This is a genomic window from Rhodoferax sp. TS-BS-61-7 (assembly GCF_002943465.1).
Lineage (GTDB): Bacteria > Pseudomonadota > Gammaproteobacteria > Burkholderiales > Burkholderiaceae_C > Allorhodoferax.
The window spans coordinates 1,111,719-1,133,236 of record NZ_PTQY01000001.1; the positions used below are offsets into that span (position 1 = coordinate 1,111,719).

At 62.3% G+C, this 21,518-nt stretch carries 18 protein-coding genes; 13 read left to right on the top strand and 5 right to left on the bottom strand.

Features of this window, described 5'->3' with window-relative positions:
* Positions 1–61: 61 nt before the first annotated feature.
* Positions 62–505, top strand: a complete 444-nt coding sequence (locus C5F53_RS05275; RefSeq protein WP_105260224.1) for a MarR family winged helix-turn-helix transcriptional regulator — start codon at positions 62–64, stop codon at positions 503–505.
* A 49-nt stretch (positions 506–554) separates the two neighbouring features.
* Here the strand turns inward: C5F53_RS05275 and C5F53_RS20660 are convergent, their stop codons facing one another.
* From C5F53_RS20660 to C5F53_RS05290, 3 genes are read right to left on the bottom strand one after another with little or no spacing between them, the layout of a single operon-like run.
* Positions 555–2,198, bottom strand: coding sequence for a methyl-accepting chemotaxis protein (locus tag C5F53_RS20660; RefSeq protein WP_105260225.1), 1,644 nt, complete (start codon positions 2,196–2,198; stop codon positions 555–557).
* Between the two features lie 50 nt (positions 2,199–2,248).
* On the bottom strand, positions 2,249–3,178 hold the full coding sequence (locus C5F53_RS05285; protein WP_105260226.1) for an SMP-30/gluconolactonase/LRE family protein: 930 nt from the start codon (positions 3,176–3,178) through the stop codon (positions 2,249–2,251).
* A 1-nt stretch (position 3,179) separates the two neighbouring features.
* Complete coding sequence (locus C5F53_RS05290; protein ID WP_105260227.1) at positions 3,180–4,904, bottom strand: IlvD/Edd family dehydratase; 1,725 nt, start codon at positions 4,902–4,904, stop codon at positions 3,180–3,182.
* Positions 4,905–5,042: 138 nt separating this feature from the next.
* On the opposite strand from C5F53_RS05290, the gene C5F53_RS05295 reads away from it, so the two are divergent.
* Positions 5,043–5,816 carry an SDR family NAD(P)-dependent oxidoreductase gene (locus C5F53_RS05295; RefSeq protein WP_105260228.1) on the top strand — a complete coding sequence of 258 codons (774 nt, stop codon included), beginning with the start codon at positions 5,043–5,045 and terminating at the stop codon, positions 5,814–5,816.
* An 11-nt stretch (positions 5,817–5,827) separates the two neighbouring features.
* On the opposite strand, the gene C5F53_RS05300 is transcribed toward C5F53_RS05295, so the two are convergent.
* Positions 5,828–6,799, bottom strand: coding sequence for a LysR family transcriptional regulator (locus C5F53_RS05300; protein WP_105260229.1), 972 nt, complete (start codon positions 6,797–6,799; stop codon positions 5,828–5,830).
* Between the two features lie 147 nt (positions 6,800–6,946).
* On the opposite strand from C5F53_RS05300, the gene chvE (C5F53_RS05305) reads away from it, so the two are divergent.
* From chvE (C5F53_RS05305) to chvE (C5F53_RS05335), 7 genes are all read left to right on the top strand, one after another.
* A complete protein-coding gene (gene chvE / locus C5F53_RS05305) occupies positions 6,947–8,023 on the top strand; it encodes a multiple monosaccharide ABC transporter substrate-binding protein (protein WP_105260230.1) in 1,077 nt (358 codons plus the stop codon).
* An 89-nt stretch (positions 8,024–8,112) separates the two neighbouring features.
* The gene (mmsA, locus tag C5F53_RS05310; RefSeq protein ID WP_105260231.1) at positions 8,113–9,645 is read left to right on the top strand and encodes a multiple monosaccharide ABC transporter ATP-binding protein; all 1,533 of its coding nucleotides are present in this window, start codon (positions 8,113–8,115) and stop codon (positions 9,643–9,645) included.
* A gap of 1 nt (position 9,646) precedes the next feature.
* The gene (mmsB, locus tag C5F53_RS05315) at positions 9,647–10,837 is read left to right on the top strand and encodes a multiple monosaccharide ABC transporter permease (RefSeq protein ID WP_105260232.1); all 1,191 of its coding nucleotides are present in this window, start codon (positions 9,647–9,649) and stop codon (positions 10,835–10,837) included.
* A gap of 9 nt (positions 10,838–10,846) precedes the next feature.
* Complete coding sequence (locus C5F53_RS05320) at positions 10,847–11,776, top strand: dihydrodipicolinate synthase family protein (RefSeq protein WP_105260233.1); 930 nt, start codon at positions 10,847–10,849, stop codon at positions 11,774–11,776.
* Between the two features lie 14 nt (positions 11,777–11,790).
* Positions 11,791–12,951, top strand: coding sequence for a Gfo/Idh/MocA family protein (locus C5F53_RS05325; protein WP_105260234.1), 1,161 nt, complete (start codon positions 11,791–11,793; stop codon positions 12,949–12,951).
* Between the two features lie 15 nt (positions 12,952–12,966).
* Positions 12,967–14,409, top strand: a complete 1,443-nt coding sequence (locus tag C5F53_RS05330) for an aldehyde dehydrogenase family protein (RefSeq protein ID WP_105260430.1) — start codon at positions 12,967–12,969, stop codon at positions 14,407–14,409.
* An 18-nt stretch (positions 14,410–14,427) separates the two neighbouring features.
* A complete protein-coding gene (gene chvE / locus C5F53_RS05335; protein WP_105260235.1) occupies positions 14,428–15,495 on the top strand; it encodes a multiple monosaccharide ABC transporter substrate-binding protein in 1,068 nt (355 codons plus the stop codon).
* 10 nt (positions 15,496–15,505) lie between these two features.
* On the opposite strand, the gene C5F53_RS05340 is transcribed toward chvE (C5F53_RS05335), so the two are convergent.
* Positions 15,506–16,486: a helix-turn-helix domain-containing protein gene (locus C5F53_RS05340; protein ID WP_105260236.1), complete on the bottom strand. Its 981-nt coding sequence runs from the start codon at positions 16,484–16,486 to the stop codon at positions 15,506–15,508.
* A 158-nt stretch (positions 16,487–16,644) separates the two neighbouring features.
* On the opposite strand from C5F53_RS05340, the gene C5F53_RS05345 reads away from it, so the two are divergent.
* Genes C5F53_RS05345 through C5F53_RS05360 form a run of 4 tightly spaced genes read left to right on the top strand, consistent with a single transcriptional unit; the run spans position 16,645 to position 21,505 of the window.
* Positions 16,645–18,123, top strand: a complete 1,479-nt coding sequence (locus C5F53_RS05345) for an amino acid permease (protein ID WP_105260237.1) — start codon at positions 16,645–16,647, stop codon at positions 18,121–18,123.
* Positions 18,124–18,140: 17 nt separating this feature from the next.
* Positions 18,141–19,550 (top strand): glutamine synthetase family protein, encoded by a 1,410-nt coding sequence (locus tag C5F53_RS05350; protein ID WP_105260238.1) that lies wholly within the window; start codon positions 18,141–18,143, stop codon positions 19,548–19,550.
* A 9-nt stretch (positions 19,551–19,559) separates the two neighbouring features.
* A complete protein-coding gene (locus C5F53_RS05355; RefSeq protein ID WP_105260239.1) occupies positions 19,560–20,693 on the top strand; it encodes an iron-containing alcohol dehydrogenase in 1,134 nt (377 codons plus the stop codon).
* A complete protein-coding gene (locus C5F53_RS05360; protein ID WP_105260240.1) occupies positions 20,693–21,505 on the top strand; it encodes a gamma-glutamyl-gamma-aminobutyrate hydrolase family protein in 813 nt (270 codons plus the stop codon). Before C5F53_RS05355 ends, C5F53_RS05360 begins: the two co-directional genes overlap by 1 nt.
* Positions 21,506–21,518: the final 13 nt, after the last annotated feature.

Sequence of the window (21,518 nt, forward strand, 5' to 3'; positions counted from 1 at the left end):
TTATTTAGTTGATAATGTCAACCAATGTACTTGAAATAGTTGACTTGGTCAACCAAATGCCATGCCCAATCCCCCTAGCCCTGAAGAAGATGCCATCCAGGCCATGCTACGCATGTTTGAGGCGCTCAAGGCGCAGATGGGGCAGTCCCTGGCGCAGGCCGGCATCACGCTGTCGCCCTTGCACCTGCACATCCTGAGCCACTGCAAGGCCAACCCGGGTGGCAACCAGCAGACGCTGGTGCAGGCCAGCACCCGTGACAAGGGCCAGATTGCGCGCATCACCAAGGAGCTGGAGGCGCAGGGCCTGCTGCGCAGAAGCCCGGACCCCCAAGACGGGCGCAGCCAGATTCTGGATGTGACGCCCTTGGGGCTGGACGCCTGCGCGGTGTTTGAGGCCCAACACGCCGCGCTGGTGCAGCGCATGTTTGCCGGTGTGGCGCCGGAACGGCTGGCCGTGTTTACCGAGGTGGCGCGTAGCGCAGCAGCCCAAGCACTATCAAAATAGGAGCTGCTTGCGCAATATCCACGGGCGCTAGAGGCCAATTCGACATAAATTAGCGCTGCTGCACCCCGAGTTGCAGCGTCTTCTGGTGGGGCGGCAGCGATGCCGGGGCCGCGGTCCAGTCGGGCACTTGCGCCGTGGCGCTGTGTGTCGCGTCCAACTTGAACACGGCCACCACCTGCACCAGGTCCTGCGCCTGGCTCTTCAGGCTGCTGGCCGCTGCTGCCATCTCCTCCACCAGCGCCGCGTTCTGCTGCGTGGCCTGGTCCATCTGCGTCACGGCTTCACCCACTTGGGCAACCCCGCTGCTTTGTTCAGAGCTGGCCGCTGAGATTTCTCCCATGATGTCGGTCACCCGGCGGATGCTGCTGACGACTTCGGTCATGGTGGTGCCGGCTTTGTCCACCAGGGCCGTGCCTTGCTCCACCCGCTCCACGCTGGTGCCAATGAGTGTTTTGATTTCTTTGGCGGCTTCGGCGGAGCGTCCGGCCAGGGATCGGACTTCGGAGGCGACGACGGCAAAGCCGCGTCCTTGCTCTCCCGCCCGGGCGGCTTCGACGGCGGCGTTCAGGGCCAGGATGTTGGTCTGGAAGGCAATGCCGTCGATGACGCTGATGATGTCGGCGATCTTGCGGCTGGACTCATTGATACCTTTCATGGTTTCCACCACTTGGCTGACCACTTCTCCGCCCTGGATTGCGACTTTGGAGGCGTTCATGGCGAGTTGGTTGGCCTGGGACGCGTTGTCGGCGTTTTGACGCACGGTGGAGCCCAGTTCTTCCATGCTGGCTGCGGTTTCTTCCAGCGCACTGGCTTGTTGTTCGGTGCGGGCGCTGAGGTCGTGGTTGCCTTGGGCGATCTCGGCACTGGCCGTGGCTACCGATTCACTGCCGCTGCGCACTTGGGAGACCACCTGTGACAGATTGGCCTGCATGCGTTGCAAAGCGGCCATCAGTTGCCCAGTCTCGTTGGTCGAATCCACCGTGATGGATTGCGACAAATTGCCTTCGGCAATCTGGTCGGCCAGCGCCACGACGGTGCGGATGGGGGTGGTGATGGAGCGGATCAGCCACATCGCGGCTGCGGCGGCTACCACCAACGCCACCGCCATGGCGGCGAGCATGACCGCGCGGGCCTGGTTGGCATGGGCTTCAGTGCTGGCGCCGGCGGCAGCTGCGCCCTGCTGGTTCAGCGCGGTGATCTTGGTTACCGTGGCTCCCAGGCTGTTGAAGGTCTCTCGGGCTTCGCCTTCGAGCAGCTTACGCGCAGGGAATTTTTCGCGCCGTGTGGACATGTCCACCAGCTCCTGGTGCTGGGTTTGGTACTTCTTCCAGTCAGTTTCTAGCGCAGCATCCAGGGCTTGCTCCTCGGGACTATTGACGAGCTTGGCGTAGTCTTTGCGGAGCCCTTCGATGCTGGCCACCTTGGCCACCATGGCGGTGGCAAAACGCTCCATGGCCGTCTCATCGGTGTTGAGTACGTGCTGACTCTCCAGCGTGCGCAGGTCGGCAATGGCGGCCTTCAGGTTGCCCACCAGGGTCACGCTGGGCAGCCAGTTGTCGATGATTTCCTGGGTGCTGCTGCGCATAGCCTGCATTTGCAGCAGCGCCACCAGCACGTTGCCTACCAGCAGCGCTGACAGCAAGGCCATCACCGCCACCAGGCGGGTGGAGATTTTGAGATTACGGAATTGCATGGCCTGTCTCCTCGTCGTTATGTATGGGGCCTTTTTTACTGTCCAACTGTCTATCCAACAAACATGTGTGCGGGCAGGCCGGGGCTGCTCACTTCCACGGCAAACAGTGCACCGGCCAGCGGCTCATTGAACAGCGACGCATCGGCCGCCGGTTGGCAAGCGCTGGTGATGAAGAGGGTGCGCAGATCGCGCCCGCCAAACGTACAGCCCGTGACCTGGCTGGCGGGAACACGGATGCGCAGGAGTTCTTCGCCCGTGTCGGGCGCGTGGCAGCTCACGCACCCGGCGCCTGCACGGGCGAGCCAAATACGGCCCGCTGCATCGGTGCACAGGCCTTGTGGCGACCCCTCGTGGCGCGCCAGTTGTAGCCATGTTCGGGCGGGGCTTAAGGTGCCACGGTCTGCATCCATGTCGTAGGCCAGCACCCGGCGCTGGGCCGCGTCTGCCAGAAACAGGGTGCGCTGGTCGTGTGACCAAGCGGGGCCATGGCTGGACGCCAGGCCGCTGTGTATGCGTGTGCATTGCGAGCCACCGGTGTAGCGGTACAACGCGCCGGTGGGGGTGGGGTTGCCGGCGTTGTGGGTGCTGAACCAGAAGTGACCTTGCGCGTCGCAATGGCCATCACCCAGGCGGTTGCCTGGGTGGGCCGACTCGGCCAGGTGCAGGCGCTGCAGGCGGCCGGTTTCGGGATCAAAAATGGCTAAGTCCCGCCGCAGGGCAAGCAGCAGTCCGGCTTGTCGGCTGCACTCTGCCACGGCGCCAATGTCTTCGCCAAACGACCAACTGTCGCGCAACTTGTGCACCGGGTCAAAGCGGTGCAGCTGCCGACCAGCCGTGTCGACCCAGTAAAGCGCGCCTTCGCGCGCGGACCAGACCGCGCCTGCGCCCCGCAGCGCCTGGGCGGACCATACGCTGCGCACCTCGGTGAGTGCCGTGGGTGCGTGGTAGCGCTGTGGTGTTGCCTGCAACACCGCGGCCATGTCAGTGTGAGTCGCGCGGGACTCCGGCGCCACTGCCGCCCACCAGGAAGTCCAGGTCAGCGCCCAGATGGGCCTGTTGCACAGTCTCTACATACAGCTTGTACCAGCCGCGCTTGGGCTTCTCGGGCGCTTGCCAGGCGGCCAGGCGGCGTGCCAGCTCTTCGTCCGAGATCTCCAGGTGCAGCTTGCGCTCGGGCACATTGAGTTCAATGATGTCCCCGTTTTGCACCACGGCCAGGGGGCCACCAGCCGCCGCTTCGGGGCTGGTGTGCAACACGGTAGTGCCGTAAGCGGTGCCGCTCATGCGGGCATCGGAGATGCGCACCATATCGGTAATACCCTTTTGCAGCACCTTGGGAGGCAGCGGCATATTGCCCACTTCGGCCATGCCGGGGTAGCCGCGCGGGCCGCAGTTCTTCAACACCATCACGCTGTTTTCGTCGATGTCCAGGTCCGGGTCGTCAATGCGGGCGTGGAAATCTTCAATCGACTCGAACACCACGGCCGGACCGCGGTGGTGCAGCAGGTGCTTGGAGGCGGCAGACGGCTTGATGACGGCGCCGTTGGGGGCCAGGTTGCCACGCACCACGGCAATGCCGGCCGCGGGCATGAAAGGCTCAGCCACGGTTTTGATCACGTCGCGGTTGTAACAAGGGGCGTTCTCTACGTTCTCCTGGATGGTCTTGCCGTTGACCGTCATGCAGTCGCTGTGCAGCAGAGGCAAGATTTCACGCATCACGGCGGGCAGACCACCGGCGTAGCAGAAGTCTTCCATCAGGTACTTGCCCGAGGGTTGCAGGTTCAGGATGTTGTTCACTTCCGAACCCAGCTTGTCGAAGTCTTCCAGCTTCAGCTCGACGCCCAGGCGACCGGCAATGGCCAAGAGGTGGATCACCGCGTTGGTCGAGCCGCCAATCGCCGCATTGGTGCGGATGGCGTTCTCAAACGCCTTGCGCGTCACGATCTGCGACATCTTGATGTCTTGTTTGACCATCTCCACAATGCGGCGGCCGGTCAGCTGGGCCAGGCGTTTGCGGCGCGTGTCGGCCGCGGGAATGGCGGCGTTCTCCGGGAATGCCATGCCCAAGGCTTCAACCATGCTGGCCATGGTGGAGGCGGTGCCCATGGTCATGCAGGTGCCGGTGGAGCGGTGCATATCGCTCTCGCAGGACGAGAACTCTTGCATGGTCATTTCACCCGCGCGCACCATTTCAGACATTTGCCACACACCGGTGCCGGAGCCCACGTCTTTGCCGCGGAACTTGCCGTTGAGCATGGGGCCACCGGACAGGCCGATGGTGGGCAGGTCGCAGCTGGCCGCACCCATCATCAGGGAAGGGGTGGTTTTGTCGCAGCCCATGAGCAGCACCACGCCGTCGATCGGGTTGCCGCGGATGCTTTCTTCCACGTCCATGGACGCCAGGTTGCGGAACAGCATGGCCGTGGGGCGCAGCTGGGTTTCGCCCAGCGACATGACGGGGAATTCAAGTGGGAAGCCACCGGCTTCGTACACACCACGTTTGACGAACTCGGCCAATTCACGGAAGTGGCCGTTGCAGGGCGTTAGTTCGCTCCAGGTGTTGCAGATACCAATGATGGGGCGACCGTCCAGCAGGTCGTGCGGGTAGCCCTGGTTTTTGAGCCAGCTGCGGTGCACAAACCCGTCGCGGTCTTGGCGGCCGAACCAGGCTTGGCTGCGGCGAAATGGGGGCTTGGGGGAGTCCATGAATGTATGCCTCGTTTTCTAGGGAGGGTATTCCTCCAGTTCTTGACAGGGGGCATCGTAACAATGCACAGTGATAATAGAAAATGAATTAACTAGCAATTCATATATCTATATTGCAATCAATTAAAAAGGAAAATTATGTCGGCAGTTTCTGGCTTGGCGCAGTACCTCAGCTTGCGCGGTAAAAGCGTCTTCATCACCGGTGGAGGAACTGGAATTGGGGCCGCCATGGTGAGCGCTTTCGCCGAGCAAGGTGCGCAGGTGGCCTTTGTGGATGTGGCCGCCGCCGAGAGTGAAGCCCTGGCCGCACAACTGCGGGCCCAGGGCGCAACGGTGTGGTGGCAAAGCTGCGACGTGCGCGATGTGGCGGCCCTGCAGCAGGCCATTGCCAGCGCCCAGGCCGTGCTCGGCGATTTCTCGGTGCTGGTGAACAACGTGGCCCGGGACGACCGCCACACGCTGGAGTCCGTCACGCCGGAATACTGGGATGAGCGCATGGCCGTGAACCAACGCCCGGCCTTTTTTGCCATCCAGGCCATTGCGCCCGGCATGCGCCGTCTAGGTGGCGGTGCGGTCATTAACCTGGGCTCCACCGGCTGGCAGACCAAGGGCAGTGGGTATCCCTGTTACGCAGTGGCCAAATCGTCCGTCAACGGGTTGACCCGCGGCCTGGCGGATTCATTGGGCGCGGACCGCATCCGCATCAACACCGTGTCGCCCGGTTGGGTGATGACCGAGCGGCAGATTGCCATGTGGCTGGACGCCGCGGGCGAAGCCGACATCCAGCGCAACCAGTGCCTGCCGGACAAGCTGCGCCCCTCGGACGTGGCGCGTATGGTGCTGTTTTTGGCCTCCGACGACGGTGCCATGTGCACCGCCCAGGAGTTCAAGGTGGACGCAGGCTGGGCCTGAGGGCCTGGCGTTCAGACCGGGGGGGGGGCAAAGGTGAACTCTTTGCCGTACACCGTCATGGCGGAGGCCTTGAGGGCGCGCAACACCACCTCGCCCGCAGGGGACAGCAGGCGGTCGCGCCGGGTGATGAAGCCAAAAGGCTCCATGTCCAGCGGTAGCGCCACCGGCAGGATGGACATCAGGCCGTGGTTGGCGTAGTAGCGCGCCACGTCCACCGCCATCACACTCACCATATCGCTCTGCTGCATCATTTTGCTGATGAACAGCAGGGCGCTGGTTTCCACGCTGTTGGTGGGCTGCTGCAGCCCCAGTTCCTGGATCATCAGGTCGAAACGGTGGCGCAGCATGCTGCCGGAGGGGGGCACGATCCAGCCGTACTGGAACACGTCTTCCAGGCTGGGCTTGATGGCGGTCAGCAGCGGGTGGCCGGGGCGCGCCACGGCGCAGATGGGCTCGTCCGTGACCACCTCGTAGCGCAGGGCGGCCTTGTCGTGTTCGGGGGAGAGGCGGCCCACCAGAATGTCCAGTGTGCCGCGGTTCAGGCGCTCGATCAGCACGTTGCTGGGCTCGATCTGGATGGTGATGTGCAGATTCGGGTGGGCCTGTTTGACGGCGGCCACCGTGGGGGGCAGCAGCGCCAGCCCGGGCGCAGTGATGGAGCCCAGGTTGACCTGGCCAAACTGCCCGCTTTTGGCTGCCTGCAGCTCTTCGTGGGCCTGGTTCAGGCTGGCCAGCGCAGCGCGCGCGTGGCGAATCATGGTGTCGCCGTACCAGGTGGGGCGCATGCCGCGCGGCAGCCGTTCAAACAGCGACACCCCCAGCACATCCTCCAGGTCCTTGAGCAGTTTGGAGGCTGCGGGCTGCGTCATGTTGAGTACCTGTGCCGCGCGATGGATGTTTCCTTCTTCGGACAACGCCACAAGCAGCAGCAACTGCCGTGTTTTGAGGCGAGCGCGCAAGAACCAGTGGGTGTAGTTTGTCATATGAGGGTTATCACCAATCTGTATTTCAGTATCGAAACAGCTGCAAACTATATTAGAAATTAATCTATCACATCCTTATCATCCGGGCTCTGCGCCGACCTGGCAAAGACCCCTCGTGAATCAAGTTAATTAAACAGGAGACATCCCATGACAGCACGTAGAAGCACTCTGAAGGCCCTGGTAGCCAGCTTGGCCATCGGCTTGGCATTTGGCAGCACCGTTGCCAACGCCCAAGACAAAGGCCTGGTCGGCGTGGCCATGCCCACCAAGAGCTCCACTCGCTGGATTGCCGACGGCAACAGCATGGTCGCCGCTTTGGCTGCCAAAGGCTACAAGGCCGACTTGCAGTACGCCGAAGACGACATCCCTAACCAGTTGGCCCAGATCGAAAACATGATCACCAAAGGCGCCAAGGTGCTGGTGATTGCCGCCATCGACGGCACGACGCTGACCAACGTGTTGCAAAAAGCCGCTGACAAGGGCATCAAGGTGGTGTCTTACGACCGTTTGATCGTGGGCTCCAAAAACGTCGACTACTACGCCACGTTCGACAACTTCCAAGTGGGTGTGTTGCAAGCCCAGTCCCTGGAAAAGGCTTTGGGCCTGAAAGAAGGCAAGGGTCCTTTCAACATCGAATTGTTCGGTGGTTCGTCGGATGACAACAACGCCTTCTTCTTCTACGACGGCGCCATGTCGGTGCTGGACCCCTACATCAAGTCCGGCAAGCTGGTGGTGCGCTCCAAGCAAACCGGCATGCAAAAAGTGGCAACCCTGCGTTGGGATGGCCAAGTGGCCCAGGCCCGCATGGAAAACCTGTTGAGCGCTTACTACGGCAAAGACAAGCTGAACGCCGTGTTGTCTCCCTATGACGGCATTTCCATCGGCATCTTGTCCGCACTCAAGGGCGTGGGCTACGGCACTGCGGCTCAGCCCATGCCTTTCGTGAGCGGCCAAGACGCTGAAGTGCCTTCCGTGAAGTCCATCATCCGCAAGGAACAGTACTCCACCATCTTCAAGGACACCCGTGAACTGGCCAAAGTGGCCGCCAACATGGTGGACGCGGTGATGGGCGGCAAGCAGCCTGAAATCAACGACACCAAGACCTACAACAACAAGGTCAAGGTCGTTCCTTCTTACCTGTTGAAGCCTGTGTCTGTGGACATCTCCAACTACAAGCAAGTGTTGGTGGGCAGCGGCTACATCAAGGAAGAGCAACTCAAGTAATCTCGGCAACGAGCGAAAGAGGCCCTGTGCCCCAAAGCACAGGGCTTTTTACATTCTCCCGGGTTCAAGAGAACGATAGTTGAGGCAACATGGTCGAACCAATTTTAGAAATGCGTGGGATGCGCAAAACATTCCATGGCGTGACGGCGCTCAGCAATGTGAACCTCACAGTGCTGCCGGGCCAGATCCATGCCATCGTTGGAGAAAACGGCGCCGGCAAGTCCACCCTGATGAAAGTGCTCAGCGGTGTGTACCCCCATGGTGAGTACGAAGGCGAAATTCGCTACCAGGGCAAAGAGTGCAAGTTCAAGGGCATTCACGACAGCGAAGCCCTGGGCATCATCATCATCCACCAGGAGCTGGCACTCGTGCCCCTGCTCTCGATCACTGAGAACATCTTCCTGGGCAATGAGCAGGCCAAGGGCGGCGTGATTGACTGGAATACGTCTTACGTCAAAACCAAAGCGCTGCTGCAAAAAGTGGGTTTGAACGAATCGCCCAATACGCTGATTACCAATCTGGGTGTGGGCAAACAGCAGCTCATCGAAATTGCCAAAGCCCTGTCCAAGGAAGTGAAGCTGCTGATCCTGGACGAGCCCACGGCCAGTCTGAATGAAAAAGACAGCGATGCCTTGCTGGAACTGTTGCTGGAGCTCAAGCGCCAGGGCATTGCCTGCATCCTGATCTCGCACAAACTCAATGAAATTTCCAAGGTGGCCGATGCCATCACCGTGCTGCGCGACGGCGCCAGTGTGGCCACGCTGGACTGCAGCACCGAGCCGGTCAGTGAAGACTTGGTGATCCGCAACATGGTGGGCCGCGAGATGGCTGACCGTTACCCTAAGCGCACCCCCAACGTGGGTGACAAGGTCTTTGAGGTCAAGAACTGGACCGTGCACCACGCCGAACACGCTGACCGCAAGGTCATCAAAGGCGTGGACCTGCATGTGAAGCGCGGCGAGATTGTGGGCATTGCCGGTCTGATGGGCGCGGGCCGCACCGAGCTCGCCATGAGCATTTTTGGCCGCACCTATGGGCAAAACACCAGCGGCCAGGTGTTCCTGAACGGCAAAGAGGTGGACACCAGCACGGTGCAAAAAGCCATCAACCATGGCATTGCCTATGTGACCGAAGACCGCAAGGGCTATGGCCTGGTGCTGGACGAAACCATTGCCTGGAACACCACCCTGGCCAACCTGCCTGCCGTGGCCAAACGTTCGGTGGTGGACGAAGGGCGTGAGTTTGGCGTGGCCCAGGACTTCCGCAAAAAACTCAACATCCGCAGCCCCAATGTGTTTGCCCGCACCGTCAACCTGTCGGGCGGCAACCAGCAAAAGGTGGTGCTCAGCAAGTGGCTGTTCTCCGAACCCGAGGTGCTGATTCTGGACGAGCCCACGCGCGGTATCGACGTGGGCGCCAAGTACGAGATTTACACCATCATTGCCCAGCTGGCGGCCGAGGGCAAATGTGTGCTCATGATCTCCAGCGAGATGCCAGAGCTGCTGGGCATGTGTGACCGAATCTGTGTGCTCAACGAGGGCGCCTTCGTGGCCGAATTTTCGGCAGCCGAAGCGACCCAGGAAAAAATTATGCGATCTATCGTGACATCAGGAGTGAATTGATATGGCAACCCCCAACACAGGCGCAACCCCGACGACCACTGGCGGCGCGGCCTTCCTGAAAAACAACCTGCGTGAATACGGTTTGCTCATGGCCCTGGTGGTCATCATGGGCTTCTTCCAGGTCATGACCGACGGCACGTTGTTCCAGCCGCTCAACCTGACCAACCTGATCCTGCAAAACAGCTACATCATTGTCATGGCGCTGGGTATGCTGCTGGTTATCGTGGCCGGCCACATTGACCTTTCGGTCGGGTCGGTCTGCGGCTTTATTGGTGCGGTGGCCGCGGTGCTGATGGTGAACTACAACTGGCACTACGTGCCTGCCGCCATCGTGTGTCTGGTGCTGGGCGGTGTCATCGGCGCGGCCCAAGGCTACTGGGTGGCGTTCTACAAAATTCCGTCCTTCATCGTCACCCTGGCCGGCATGCTGGTTTTCAAGGGCCTGGCGCTGGCCGTGCTGGAAGGTGCGTCTGTGGGCCCCTTCCCACCCGAGTTTCAGCTGCTCAGCACGGGTTTTATCCCTGACCCGTTCTCGGGTGAAAACCTGCGCATCGCCTCCCTGATTCTGGGCTTGTTGATTGCGCTGGCCATGCTTATTGCCAAGGTTCGTGACCGTGCGGGCCGCAACCAGCACGGCATGGAAAACGAACCCCTGGTCATCTTTGCCATCAAGAACCTGGTGTTTGTGGCCATGATCGTGGCCTTCACCTACATGTTGTCCACCTACAAGGGCCTGCCCAATGTGCTGGTGGTCATGCTGTTGTTGATGTTGGTCTATGACTTTGTCGCTTCCAAGACCACCATTGGCCGCCGCATCTACGCGCTGGGTGGCAACGAAAAAGCGGCTCGCCTGTCCGGTATCCGCACCGAACGCCTGACCTTCTACACCTTCATCAACATGGGGGTGCTGGCGGCCTTGGCCGGTCTGATCTTTGCGGCCCGCTTGAACACCGCCACCCCCAAGGCCGGTCTGGGCTTCGAGCTGGACGTGATTGCGGCCTGTTTCATTGGCGGCGCGTCGGCTTCGGGCGGTGTGGGCAAGGTGCTGGGTGCCGTGATTGGCGCCTTCATCATGGGCGTCATGAACAACGGCATGTCCATCATGGGTATCGGCATTGACTACCAGCAGGTCATCAAGGGCCTGGTGCTGTTGGCCGCCGTCTGCTTCGACGTCTACAACAAGAACAAATAAGGATCCATCATGTACTCCGCTGCCAATGCCCGCTACAAGGGTGTGTTTCCGGTCGTCCCTACGACTTTTGATGCAACCGGTGCACTCGATCTGGAGAGCCAGAAACGCTGCGTCGATTTCATGATCGAAGCCGGCTCCACCGGCCTGTGCATCCTGGCCAACTTCTCCGAGCAGTTTGTGCTGGCCGATGCCGAGCGCGAAGTGCTCACCAAAACCATTCTGGAGCACGTCAAGGGCCGTGTGCCCGTGATCGTGACCACCACCCACTTCAGCACCCAGATCACCATCGCACGCAGCGTGCAGGCGCAGCAGTGGGGTGCTTCCATGGTCATGGTCATGCCGCCCTACCATGGCGCCACCATCCGGGTGCCCGAAGGGCAGATTTACGAGTACTTCGCCCGCCTGTCCGACGCGATCGACATTCCCATCATGATCCAGGACGCCCCGGTCAGCGGCACGCCGCTGTCGGTGCCCTTGCTGGTCCGCATGGCCCAAGAGATCAAACAGGTGGCCTACTTCAAGATCGAGACCGCCGGTGCGGCTTCCAAACTGCGCGAACTCATCCGCGTGGGGGGTGCTGCCATCGAAGGCCCCTGGGATGGTGAAGAGGCCATCACGTTGATGCCCGATTTGGACGCTGGCGCTACCGGCGCCATGACCGGCGGCGGTTTCCCGGATGGCATCCGCAAGATCGTCGACGCCTACGCAGCCGGTCGCCGAGAAGACGCTGTGGCGCTGTACCAGCAGTGGTTGCCCCTGATCAATTACGAGAACCGCCAGGGCGGCATCTTGACCGCCAAGGCCCTCATGAAAGAAGGCGGCGTGATTGCCTGCGAAGCCGGCCGCCATCCCTTCCCCGCCATGCACCCCGATACCCGGGCCGGTCTCATCGAAACAGCCAAGCGCCTGGACCCCTTGGTCCTGCGCTGGGGCAAGTAAATAAGGACACGCGCATGTCTGACAACACCGTCTTCAAGCTCCTGGGCCGTCGCCTGCGATTGGCCGTGATTGGCGGAGGCCCTGGCTCCTTCATCGGTGCCATGCACCGCCAGGCCGCCCGCTTGGACGACCGCTACGAGCTGGTGGCCGCGGCGCTGTCCTCCGACCCCGAGCGCTCACGCATTACGGGCCAGGGCATTGGTGTGGCGCAAGACCGGTGTTATCCCAGTGGCCAGGCCCTCATCGACGCCGAGGTCCAGCGCCCTGATGGTGCCGAGGTGGTGGCCATCATGACGCCCAACGACAGCCACTATGCCTTCGCCATGCAGGCGCTGGAGCGCGGCCTGGACGTCATTTGCGACAAGCCCATGACCAACACCCTGGCCGAAGCCGAAGCGCTGCATGCGCGGGTGCAGGCCACGGGACTGGTGTTTTGCCTAACCCACAACTACACGGGTTACCCCATGGTGCGCCAAGCCAAGGCCATGGTCATGGCGGGTGACCTGGGCGAGATCCGCCTGGTGCAGGTGGAGTACGTGCAGGGTGGCCGCGCCAAAAGCGGCCCCGGCCGCAAGGCCTGGAAAGAAGACCCGACACGCGGCGGCCCCTCGCTGGTGCTCGGTGATATCGGTACCCATGCGCACAACCTGCTGCGTTTCATCACCGGGCTTGAAGTGGCCCAGGTGGCGGCCGAGGTGGGCAGCATCGTGCCTGACCGCATTACCCACGATTACGCAGGCGCGATGTTGCGCCTGAGTAATGGCGCGCGTGGCAGCTTCTGGGTCACCCAGGCGGCCGCTGGTGTGGAAAACGGCCTGCGCATCCGTGTGAGCGGATCACAAGGCAGCCTGGAGTGGCACCAGGAGCATCCGCAGGTGCTGCAGTTCAAGCCGCTCGATGCTCCGGCCCAGGTGCGCACCCCCAATGGCCCCGGCACCCTGCCCCTGTCGGCGCGCGCATCGCGCATCGTGGCCGGCCACCCCGAAGGTTTCCACGAAGCCTTTGCCAATCTCTACACCGATGCGTCCGACGCGATTGCCGCGCGCCGCAGCGGCCAGACGGCCGACCCGCTGTCCCTGCATTTCCCCAACGCCACCGATGGGCTACAAGGCATCCGCTTTGTGGCCGCCGCGGTGGCCTCCAGTAACCAGCAGGGCGTTTGGACGTCCCTGTAACTTGTGAACACCACCATGACGACTTCCCAGCACAACAACCTCATCAACGGCGAATGGGTGGCCGCGGCCAGCTACGCGCCCAACCTCAACCCCTCCAACCTGGCCGATGTGATTGGCGAATACGCCCAGGCTGATGTGGCCCAGCTCAACACGGCTGTGGCCGCAGCCCAAAAAGCCTTCCCTGCCTGGTCTACTGGCGGCATCCAGGCGCGCGCCGATGCGTTGGACAAGATTGGCAATGAAATCTTGGCCCGCAAGGAAGAGCTGGGCACCCTGCTGGCCCGTGAAGAAGGCAAAACCCGCAATGAGGGCATTGGCGAAGCCGCCCGTGCCGGCAACATCTTCAAGTTCTTCGCCGGCGAATGCCTGCGCCTGGCCGGTGAGACCCTGCCCTCGGTGCGCCCCGGCATTGGCGTGGAAGTCACGCGTGAACCGCTGGGCGTGATCGGCCTGATCACCCCCTGGAACTTCCCCATCGCCATTCCGGCCTGGAAGATTGCACCGGCCCTGGCCTACGGCAACTGCGTGGTCTTGAAGCCCGCCGACCTGGTGCCCGGTTGCGCCTGGGCGCTGGCCGACATCATCCACCGCAGCGGCATTCCCGCCGGTGTGTTCAACCTGGTCATGGGCTCGGGCCGCGTGATTGGTGACGCCCTGGTCAACCACCCCGGCATCACGGCCATCAGCTTCACCGGCTCGGTGGGGGTGGGCCAGCGCATTGCCGCGGCCTGTGCCGGCCACATGAAGAAGGTGCAGCTGGAGATGGGTGGCAAGAACCCGCAAGTCGTGCTGGACGATGCCGACCTGGGCGTGGCGGTTGAGCTCAGCGTGCAAAGCGCGTTCTACTCCACGGGCCAACGCTGCACCGCGTCCAGCCGCCTCATCGTGACGGACAAGATCTACCCTGCTTTCATCGAAGCCATGCAAAAGCGCATGGCCGCCATCAAGGTGGGCGACGCGCTGGAAGCTGGTATCGATATCGGCCCGGTGTCTTCGCAGGCCCAGCTGGAGCAAGATTTGTCCTACGTGGAAATCGGCAAAGCCGAAGGCGCCACGCTGCTGACCGGCGGTGAGCGTCTGAGCCGTGGTACCGATGGTTTTTACATGGCGCCCGCCCTGCTGGTGGACAGCACCGCCGCCATGCGCATCAACCGCGAAGAAATCTTTGGCCCCGTGGCTAGCGTGATCCGCGTGAAAGACTATGACGAAGCCCTGGCCGTAGCCAACGACACACCGTTTGGCCTGTCCGCTGGCATTGCCACCACCTCGCTCAAGTACGCCACCCACTTCAAACGCCACAGCCAAGCCGGCATGGTGATGGTGAACCTGCCCACAGCAGGGGTGGACTACCACGTGCCGTTTGGTGGCCGCAAAGGCTCCAGCTACGGCTCGCGGGAGCAAGGCAAATACGCTGCCGAATTCTTCACCACGGTGAAGACGGCTTACACCCTGGCGTAAACCTTCAAGGCCCCCACCATGCGCACCCTTCGACGAATCTTTCTAGGTACTCTGTTGTTGGGCTCCATGCCCTGGGCCCTGGCACAAACCGCCAGCAAAGGTGGGGTGGGCCTTCTCATGCCCACCATTACCTCGCAGCGCTGGGTGGTGGACGGGCTGGCCATGGTGCGCGCCATGGACAAACTGGGCTATCGCCCAGATCTGAAGTACGCCGACGACAACGTGGCCACGCAGATCGCGCAGATCGAAGAGATGCTCAAGGCCAGCGACATGAAGGTGTTGGTGATTGGTGCCATTGACGGCAGCAAGCTGGCCCCGGTGCTGCAAAAAGCGGCCGAAAAAAAGATCAAGGTCATTGCCTATGACCGCCTGATCCGCGACACCCCCCATGTGGACTACTACGCCACCTTCGACAACTTCCAGGTCGGCGTGCTGCAGGGTACCTACATCATCGAGCACCTGGGGTTGGACAAGGGCAAGGGGCCTTTCAACATCGAGCTGTTCGGTGGGTCGTCGGACGACAACAACGCTTTTTTCTTTTACGACGGCGCCATGTCGGTGCTCAAGCCCTATATCGACAAGGGCAAGCTCGTGGTGGGTTCGGGCCAGATGGGCATGGACAAGGTGGCCACGCAGCGCTGGAGCGGGTCGGTCGCACGTGCACGCTTGACCCAAATTCTCGACAAGTACTACAGCAAACAGCGCCTGGACGCCCTGCTCTCACCGTACGACGGCATCAGCATGGAGCTGCTGACAGCGATGAAAAAGGCGGGTTATGGCCAGGGTGGCCAGCCTCTACCGGTGGTCACCGGTCAGGATGCCGAAATGCCTACCGTGCGCTCCATCATCCGTGGGGAGCAGACATCCACCGTGTTCAAGGACAACCGGGAGCTGGCCCAGGTGGTCACCACCATGGTGGACGCCATTCTGTCGGGCAAAAACCCCGTCATCAACGACGAGAAGACCTACAACAACGGGCAGAAAGTGGTGCCTGCATTCCTGCTCAAGCCGATGACCGTGGATGTGAACAACTGGCGCGCTGCACTGGTGGCCTCGGGCTACTACAAGGCCGACCAGTTCCGCTGAACCAGCGCCGCTATTGCAGCGGTGGCGCGCAGCGTTTGTGGGTCTGTGAGGGCAGCTCGCCAAACATGGCCTGGTAGTCTTTGGCAAAGTGGCCAAAGTGCCAGAAACCCATATCGGTGGCCGCCTCGGTCACCGAGCTGGCAGTCTTGAGGGCCTGGCGCACCGCACCCAGGCGAATGGCGCGCAGATAGGCCAGTGGGCTGATGCCCAGAATCCTGTGGAAAGCGTTTTGCAGCGTGCGTCGGCTCACCCCCAGCGCCATGCACAGTTCGCCCACCGTGGGGGCTTGCTGCAACTGCCCTTGCACCAGGGCGCGGGCCTGTTGCACCAGCTGCCAGTGCACATCGTGGGCCGTGTCGGCGGGGCTGCTGGCCAGGTTCAGCGCCGTGACCTTTTCCACCAGGGTGTCCACCATGCCGGCCCGCAGCGCGGGCAGTGAGAACATGGCGGGCGCTGTGTGGGCGGTTTCAAACAGCATCAGCATCACTTGCCGCAGGCCTTCCAGCGCCTGCGGGTCGGTGGCCCGCAGACCTGCCTCATCGCGCGCCAGGGCGCCCTGGCCCCAAGGGTAGAGGGTATTGGCCAGCACCGGGTCCAGTTCCAAGCCCATCATCACGTGGTCGCTGCCGGTACGGAACTCGAAGCCGGACTGCCCCGAAAACACATGCAGCGCATTGCGGTCCGACTGCACACCACAAAACACGCTGCTGCCGTCGCAGCGCAGAGGCACGCCCAGCGCCAGCACGCCGTTGTGCAACTGGCCGCTCTGGTACACGGTAGAGCCCAGGCCCTCCATGAACAGGCGCACCGGCCCCAGGTCCACGCGCTGGATGGCCCCGCGAAAACCGCCGCCCGAGAGCTGCAGGTAGGACTGGTTCCAGCCCGTCAGTGCCGCGGCTTGTTCATCCACATCGGCATAAATGGCCGACTCGAACCCCGCAGCCTGCACGCTTGTCGCCACGGGGATTGCCGAAATGGGATGTTGGGACATAAGCCAAAGATTCTGCAAAAAACATGCCGGGGCGCTTCTAGGTGTTTACACCCGGCCATGTTGCATCCAGTGCCCCTGCCGATACGGGATAGCCCGCACAGCCTGCGCTCTCCACAATGAACCAGCCTTTTTTGTCCAACCCAGTCAAGGAGTCGTTCATGTCAGAGCATTCGGGTGTCCAGTACACCAAAGTTGACCATAGCTATTTCGAAAAACGCGGGCTGCGTCGCTACGCCGGTGTCTGGTCGCTTTGGGCCCTGGGGGTGGGGGCGGTGATCTCGGGCCACTTCTCGGGCTGGAATCTGGGGCTGGCCAATGGCTGGGGCAGCATGCTGTTTGCCACCATCATTATTGCCATCATGTATTTGGGGCTGACCTTCTCGCTGGCCGAGATGTCACCCGCCTTGCCGCACACCGGTGGTGCCTATTCGTTTGCCCGCACTGCCATGGGGCCTTGGGGCGGCTTCCTCACGGGTCTGTCGGAAAACGTCGAGTACGTCATCACCCCCGCCGTCATCGTGTATTTCATCAGCAGCTATATGGGTGGCATCTTCGGCACGCCCGTCGAGTACCTGCCGCTCTGGTGGATAGGTTTCTACATCTTTTTTGTGGGACTCAACATCGTGGGCGTGGAGTTGTCCTTCAAGGTCACCCTCGTCATCACACTGCTGGCCCTGGCCTGCTTGGCCGTCTTTTGGGTGAGCGCACTGCCCAACATCGACTTCAGCCGTTGGGCCATGAACGTGGGCGAGGGCGGCGTTTTGCTGGAGAACGGCAACGGCCCCCTGCTGCCCCTGGGCATCACGGGTGTGCTGGCTGCCATGCCGTTTGCCGTGTGGCTGTTTCTGGCGATTGAGCAACTGCCGCTGGCTGCCGAAGAGTCAGTGGACCCCAAGCGCGACATGCCCCGCGGCATTCTGGCCGGCATCTTCACGCTGATCTTCTCGGCCTTTATGGTGCTGTGGCTCAACCCCTCGATTGCCGGCATCGGTGCCCACACGCTGGCCAAGTCGGGCGAACCCCTGCTGGACGGCTTCAAGGCCATCTACGGTGATGGCATTGCCAAGGTGCTGGCCCTGGTGGCGGTGCTGGGCCTGATTGCCAGCTTCCACACCATCATCTTTGCCAAGGGCCGCCAGATCTATTCGCTGAGCCGCGCCGGTTATTTCCCCTCGGTGCTGTCCATCACCCATGGCAGCCGCAAGACACCCCACCTCGCCATGATCCTGGGCTCGGTGGTGGCCTTGGCCGTGATGTTTGTGTTGTGGTTCAGCCTGGGCTCGGACAAGGGCGCCGCCGTCATTGGTGGCACGCTGCTCAACATGGCGGTGTTTGGCGCCATGTTCTCTTACATCATGCAGGCGCTGTCCTTTATCCTGTTGCGCAAGAACATGCCCAACATCCCCCGTCCCTACCGCAGCCCCCTGGGTGTGGTGGGTGCTGCGCTCACCGTGGTGATTGCGGTGGTCACGCTGTACTTCCAGCTCAGCGACCCGCTCTACCGTGACGGCGTGATGTGGGTGGCGGTGTGGTTTGCCGCCGGTATCGCCTACTTTGCCTTGGTGGGGCGCAAGCGCCTGATCCTCTCGCCCGAAGAAGAGTTCGCCATGGAAATGGCCGAAAAAACACGCGTTTAAACCCACCGGAGACCTCTATGGCGACACGCAAGCCTTCTGCCAGTACTGCACGGGCCAAGCCAGCCGCGACCCACGCGGCCTTGGCCGCAGTGCAGAAATCCGGCGCCCCCAAAGTCAAGGTGGCGGTGACCGACATCGATGGCGTACTGCGTGGCAAGTACCTGCACCGGGACAAGTTCCTCGGTGCCGCCGAGCCCTACCCGGCGGGGGGCTTCGGCTTCTGCGACGTGGTGATGGGCTGGGACATGATGGACACCTGCTACGACAACACCACGGTCACTGGCTGGCAGCATGGGTTTCCAGATGCCCTGGCGCGGCTGGACCTGAACACGGCGCGTCATGTGCCCTGGGACGACGGTGTGCCGTTTTTCCTGGGTGAGTTTGTCAACGCCGACGGCACACCGCACCCGCTGTGCCCGCGCCAGACCCTGAAGCGCGTACTGAAGCGTGCCGAAAAGATGGGCTTGCAGGTCATGACCGGCATGGAGTTCGAGTGGTACAACTTTTTGGAAACCCCGCAAAGCTGGGCCGACAAAAAAGGCGTGGGCGCCACGCCGCTCACGCCCGGCATGTTTGGCTACTCGCTGTTGCGGGCCAACCAGAACCGCCACTTCTTCAACGCCATCATGGACGACATGCTGGCCTTCAAGGTGCCGATTGAAGGCCTGCACACCGAGACCGGCCCCGGCGTGTTCGAAGTCGCCATCGGGTTCTCAGAAGCGCTGGAGCAGGCCGACCGCGCCGTGTTGTTCAAGACCGGCGCCAAGGAAATCGGCGCACGTTTTGGCATCATGCCCAGCTTCATGGCCAAGCCGCACCAGCCCCTGCCCGGCTGCAGTGGCCATATCCACCAAAGCCTGAGCGATGGCAAGAACAACCTGTTCTATGACGCCAAATCGCCGCGCAAGATGAGCAAGCTGTTCGAGAGTTACCTGGCCGGGCAGGTCAATTGCCTGATGGAGTTTGGCCCCCTGATCTGGCCCACCATCAACAGCTACAAACGCCTGGTCGACGGCTTCTGGGCCCCGGTCAAGCCGACCTGGGGCATGGACAACCGCACGGCCAGCTTCCGCGTCATTGCGGGCAGTCCCAAAGCCACACGCTTGGAGACACGCTGCCCTGGTGCCGACGTCAATCCTTACTTGGCCATGGCTGCCGTCATTGCGGCGGGCCTGGACGGTGTGGAGAAAGGCCTCAAGCTCACCACCCCGCCCATCACCGGCACCAACGGTGGGGCCGAGCACATTCCCCGTGCGCCGCGCACCCTGATCGAGACCACCCGCAACTTCAAGGAATCGGCCGTGGCACGCGACTGGCTGGGCGACACCTTTGTCGACCACTTTGCCGCCACCCGCGAATGGGAGTGGCGCCAGTGGCTGGACGCCGTGACCGACTGGGAAATGAAACGTTACTTCGAAATCATCTAGAGACCCACCATGAGCATCACTTCTTTTTCATTCCCCACGCCCATCAAGTTTGGCGCCGGCGCGCGCAAGCTGGTGGCCCAGCACTTGAAGGATCTGGGCCTCAAGCGCCCCCTCATCGTGACCGACAAGGCCCTGGGCGCGTTGCCCGTGCTGGCCGAGTTTCAGACCCACCTGGCAGGGCTGGACGTGGCCGTGTTTTCGGGCGTGTTTGGCAACCCCACCTGCAGCCAGGTGATGGACGGTGCGGCGGCTTACAAGGCGCACCGGGCTGACTGCGTGATTGGTTTTGGCGGCGGCGCCGCGCTGGATGTGGCCAAGGTCGTGGGCTTGGCCGCCACGCACGACGGCGACATTCTGGAGTACGTGTGGGACCACCCGCAGGTGCGCTCCATCGTCAACGAGCTGCCCTACTTTGTGGCCCTGCCCACCACCTCGGGCACGGGCTCGGAAGTGGGCCGCTCCAGCGTGGTGAGTGAGAACGACACGCACCTGAAGCGCGTGGTCTTCAGCCCCAAGATTTTGGCCAAAACCGTGTTTGCCGACCCCGAGCTCACGCTGGGCCTGCCGCCCCATGTGACGGCCGCCACCGGTATGGACGCCTTGACCCACAACATCGAGAGTTATCTCTCCCCCGCTTACCACCCGCTGTGCGACGGCATTGCGCTAGAGGGCACACGCATTGCCGCAGCGGCCTTGGTCACCGCGGTCAAAGACCCCGGCAACCTGCCTGCGCGCTCCGACATGATGATGTCGTCCATAATGGGCGCCATTGCTTTCCAGAAAGACCTGGGCGCCGTGCACTCCTGTGCCCACGCGCTGGGCGCCGTGTGCGACTTGCACCACGGCCTGGCCAACGCGCTAATGATTGACACCGTGATGGCCTGGAACCAGCAGGCCGTGCCCGCCAAATTTGACGAGCTGGCCCATGTGTGTGGTGTGACCGGCGGTGGCCAGGCGTTTGTGGCCTGGCTCAAGGCCCTCAAGGCCAGCGTGGGCATCACCGGTGGCCTGGCCAGCCACGGCGTCAAACCCGAGCATCTGGCGCGCCTGGTGGAGGTGGCCACGGCCGACATCTGCCACCAGACCAACCCGCACCCCTGCACCGCCGCCGACTTCGAGCGCCTGTTCAAGGCCGCCATGTGATGCACGCCGCCGGGGAACGCCTCAAGATTGCCGTGAGTGCATGTTTTATGCACCCGGACCCGGCGCGCGCCGCGTTTGCCAAGAAGACGCTCAACTACGTGGAGCTGTCGGTGCCGCACTGGCTCATGTCCGGCGGAGCGCTGCCGGTCATGGTGCCGTCGGTGGAGGGTGACACCGCACGCGGCGGCATCACGCTGGACGACTACGCGCAGTGGCTCGATGGCCTGGTGCTGCATGGCGGTGCCGACCTGTGGCCCGGCAGTTATGGCGAGGCACCCATAGACGCGCGCTGGCAGGGCGACAAAGTGCGCGATGCGTACGAGATGGCGCTGGTGAAGGTCTTTGTGGCGGCGGGCAAGCCGGTGTTCGGCATCTGCCGCGGCCTGCAGCTCATCAACGCCACCTTTGGCGGCACGCTGGTGCAAGACATTCCCACCCAGCGCCCCGATGCCTTGCAGCACCGCGACGCCGAACGTTACGACCGGAACTTCCACCAACTGGAGTTAGTGCCAAAAACACGCCTTAGCGCGCTTCTGGATTGCGCAAGCAGCTATAAAATTAATAGCGTTCACCACCAGTGCATCAAAGACCTGGCGCCCGGCTTTGAAGTGGAAGCGCGTTGCCCGGACGACGGCACCATCGAGGCCATCCGCGCCACCGGCCCCGACTGGATTGCCGCGGTGCAGTGGCACCCCGAATTTCACAAAGCCGAGCACGGCACGCTGGACGACACCCCGCTGCTGCACGATTTTTTGGCCCAGGCGCACGCAGTGCGTGCGGCGGCCCACCACACCCTTTCCCCTGAACTCTGAACTTTGAGCACCC

Coding starts and splice junctions, on each gene's coding strand:
- C5F53_RS05275 (WP_105260224.1), top strand. CDS start 62: ATGCCCAATCCCCCTAGCCCTGAAGAAGATGCCATCCAGGCCATGCTA.
- C5F53_RS20660 (WP_105260225.1), bottom strand. CDS start 2,198: ATGCAATTCCGTAATCTCAAAATCTCCACCCGCCTGGTGGCGGTGATG.
- C5F53_RS05285 (WP_105260226.1), bottom strand. CDS start 3,178: ATGGCCGCGGTGTTGCAGGCAACACCACAGCGCTACCACGCACCCACG.
- C5F53_RS05290 (WP_105260227.1), bottom strand. CDS start 4,904: ATGGACTCCCCCAAGCCCCCATTTCGCCGCAGCCAAGCCTGGTTCGGC.
- C5F53_RS05295 (WP_105260228.1), top strand. CDS start 5,043: ATGTCGGCAGTTTCTGGCTTGGCGCAGTACCTCAGCTTGCGCGGTAAA.
- C5F53_RS05300 (WP_105260229.1), bottom strand. CDS start 6,799: ATGACAAACTACACCCACTGGTTCTTGCGCGCTCGCCTCAAAACACGG.
- chvE (WP_105260230.1), top strand. CDS start 6,947: ATGACAGCACGTAGAAGCACTCTGAAGGCCCTGGTAGCCAGCTTGGCC.
- mmsA (WP_105260231.1), top strand. CDS start 8,113: ATGGTCGAACCAATTTTAGAAATGCGTGGGATGCGCAAAACATTCCAT.
- mmsB (WP_105260232.1), top strand. CDS start 9,647: ATGGCAACCCCCAACACAGGCGCAACCCCGACGACCACTGGCGGCGCG.
- C5F53_RS05320 (WP_105260233.1), top strand. CDS start 10,847: ATGTACTCCGCTGCCAATGCCCGCTACAAGGGTGTGTTTCCGGTCGTC.
- C5F53_RS05325 (WP_105260234.1), top strand. CDS start 11,791: ATGTCTGACAACACCGTCTTCAAGCTCCTGGGCCGTCGCCTGCGATTG.
- C5F53_RS05330 (WP_105260430.1), top strand. CDS start 12,967: ATGACGACTTCCCAGCACAACAACCTCATCAACGGCGAATGGGTGGCC.
- chvE (WP_105260235.1), top strand. CDS start 14,428: ATGCGCACCCTTCGACGAATCTTTCTAGGTACTCTGTTGTTGGGCTCC.
- C5F53_RS05340 (WP_105260236.1), bottom strand. CDS start 16,486: ATGTCCCAACATCCCATTTCGGCAATCCCCGTGGCGACAAGCGTGCAG.
- C5F53_RS05345 (WP_105260237.1), top strand. CDS start 16,645: ATGTCAGAGCATTCGGGTGTCCAGTACACCAAAGTTGACCATAGCTAT.
- C5F53_RS05350 (WP_105260238.1), top strand. CDS start 18,141: ATGGCGACACGCAAGCCTTCTGCCAGTACTGCACGGGCCAAGCCAGCC.
- C5F53_RS05355 (WP_105260239.1), top strand. CDS start 19,560: ATGAGCATCACTTCTTTTTCATTCCCCACGCCCATCAAGTTTGGCGCC.
- C5F53_RS05360 (WP_105260240.1), top strand. CDS start 20,693: ATGCACGCCGCCGGGGAACGCCTCAAGATTGCCGTGAGTGCATGTTTT.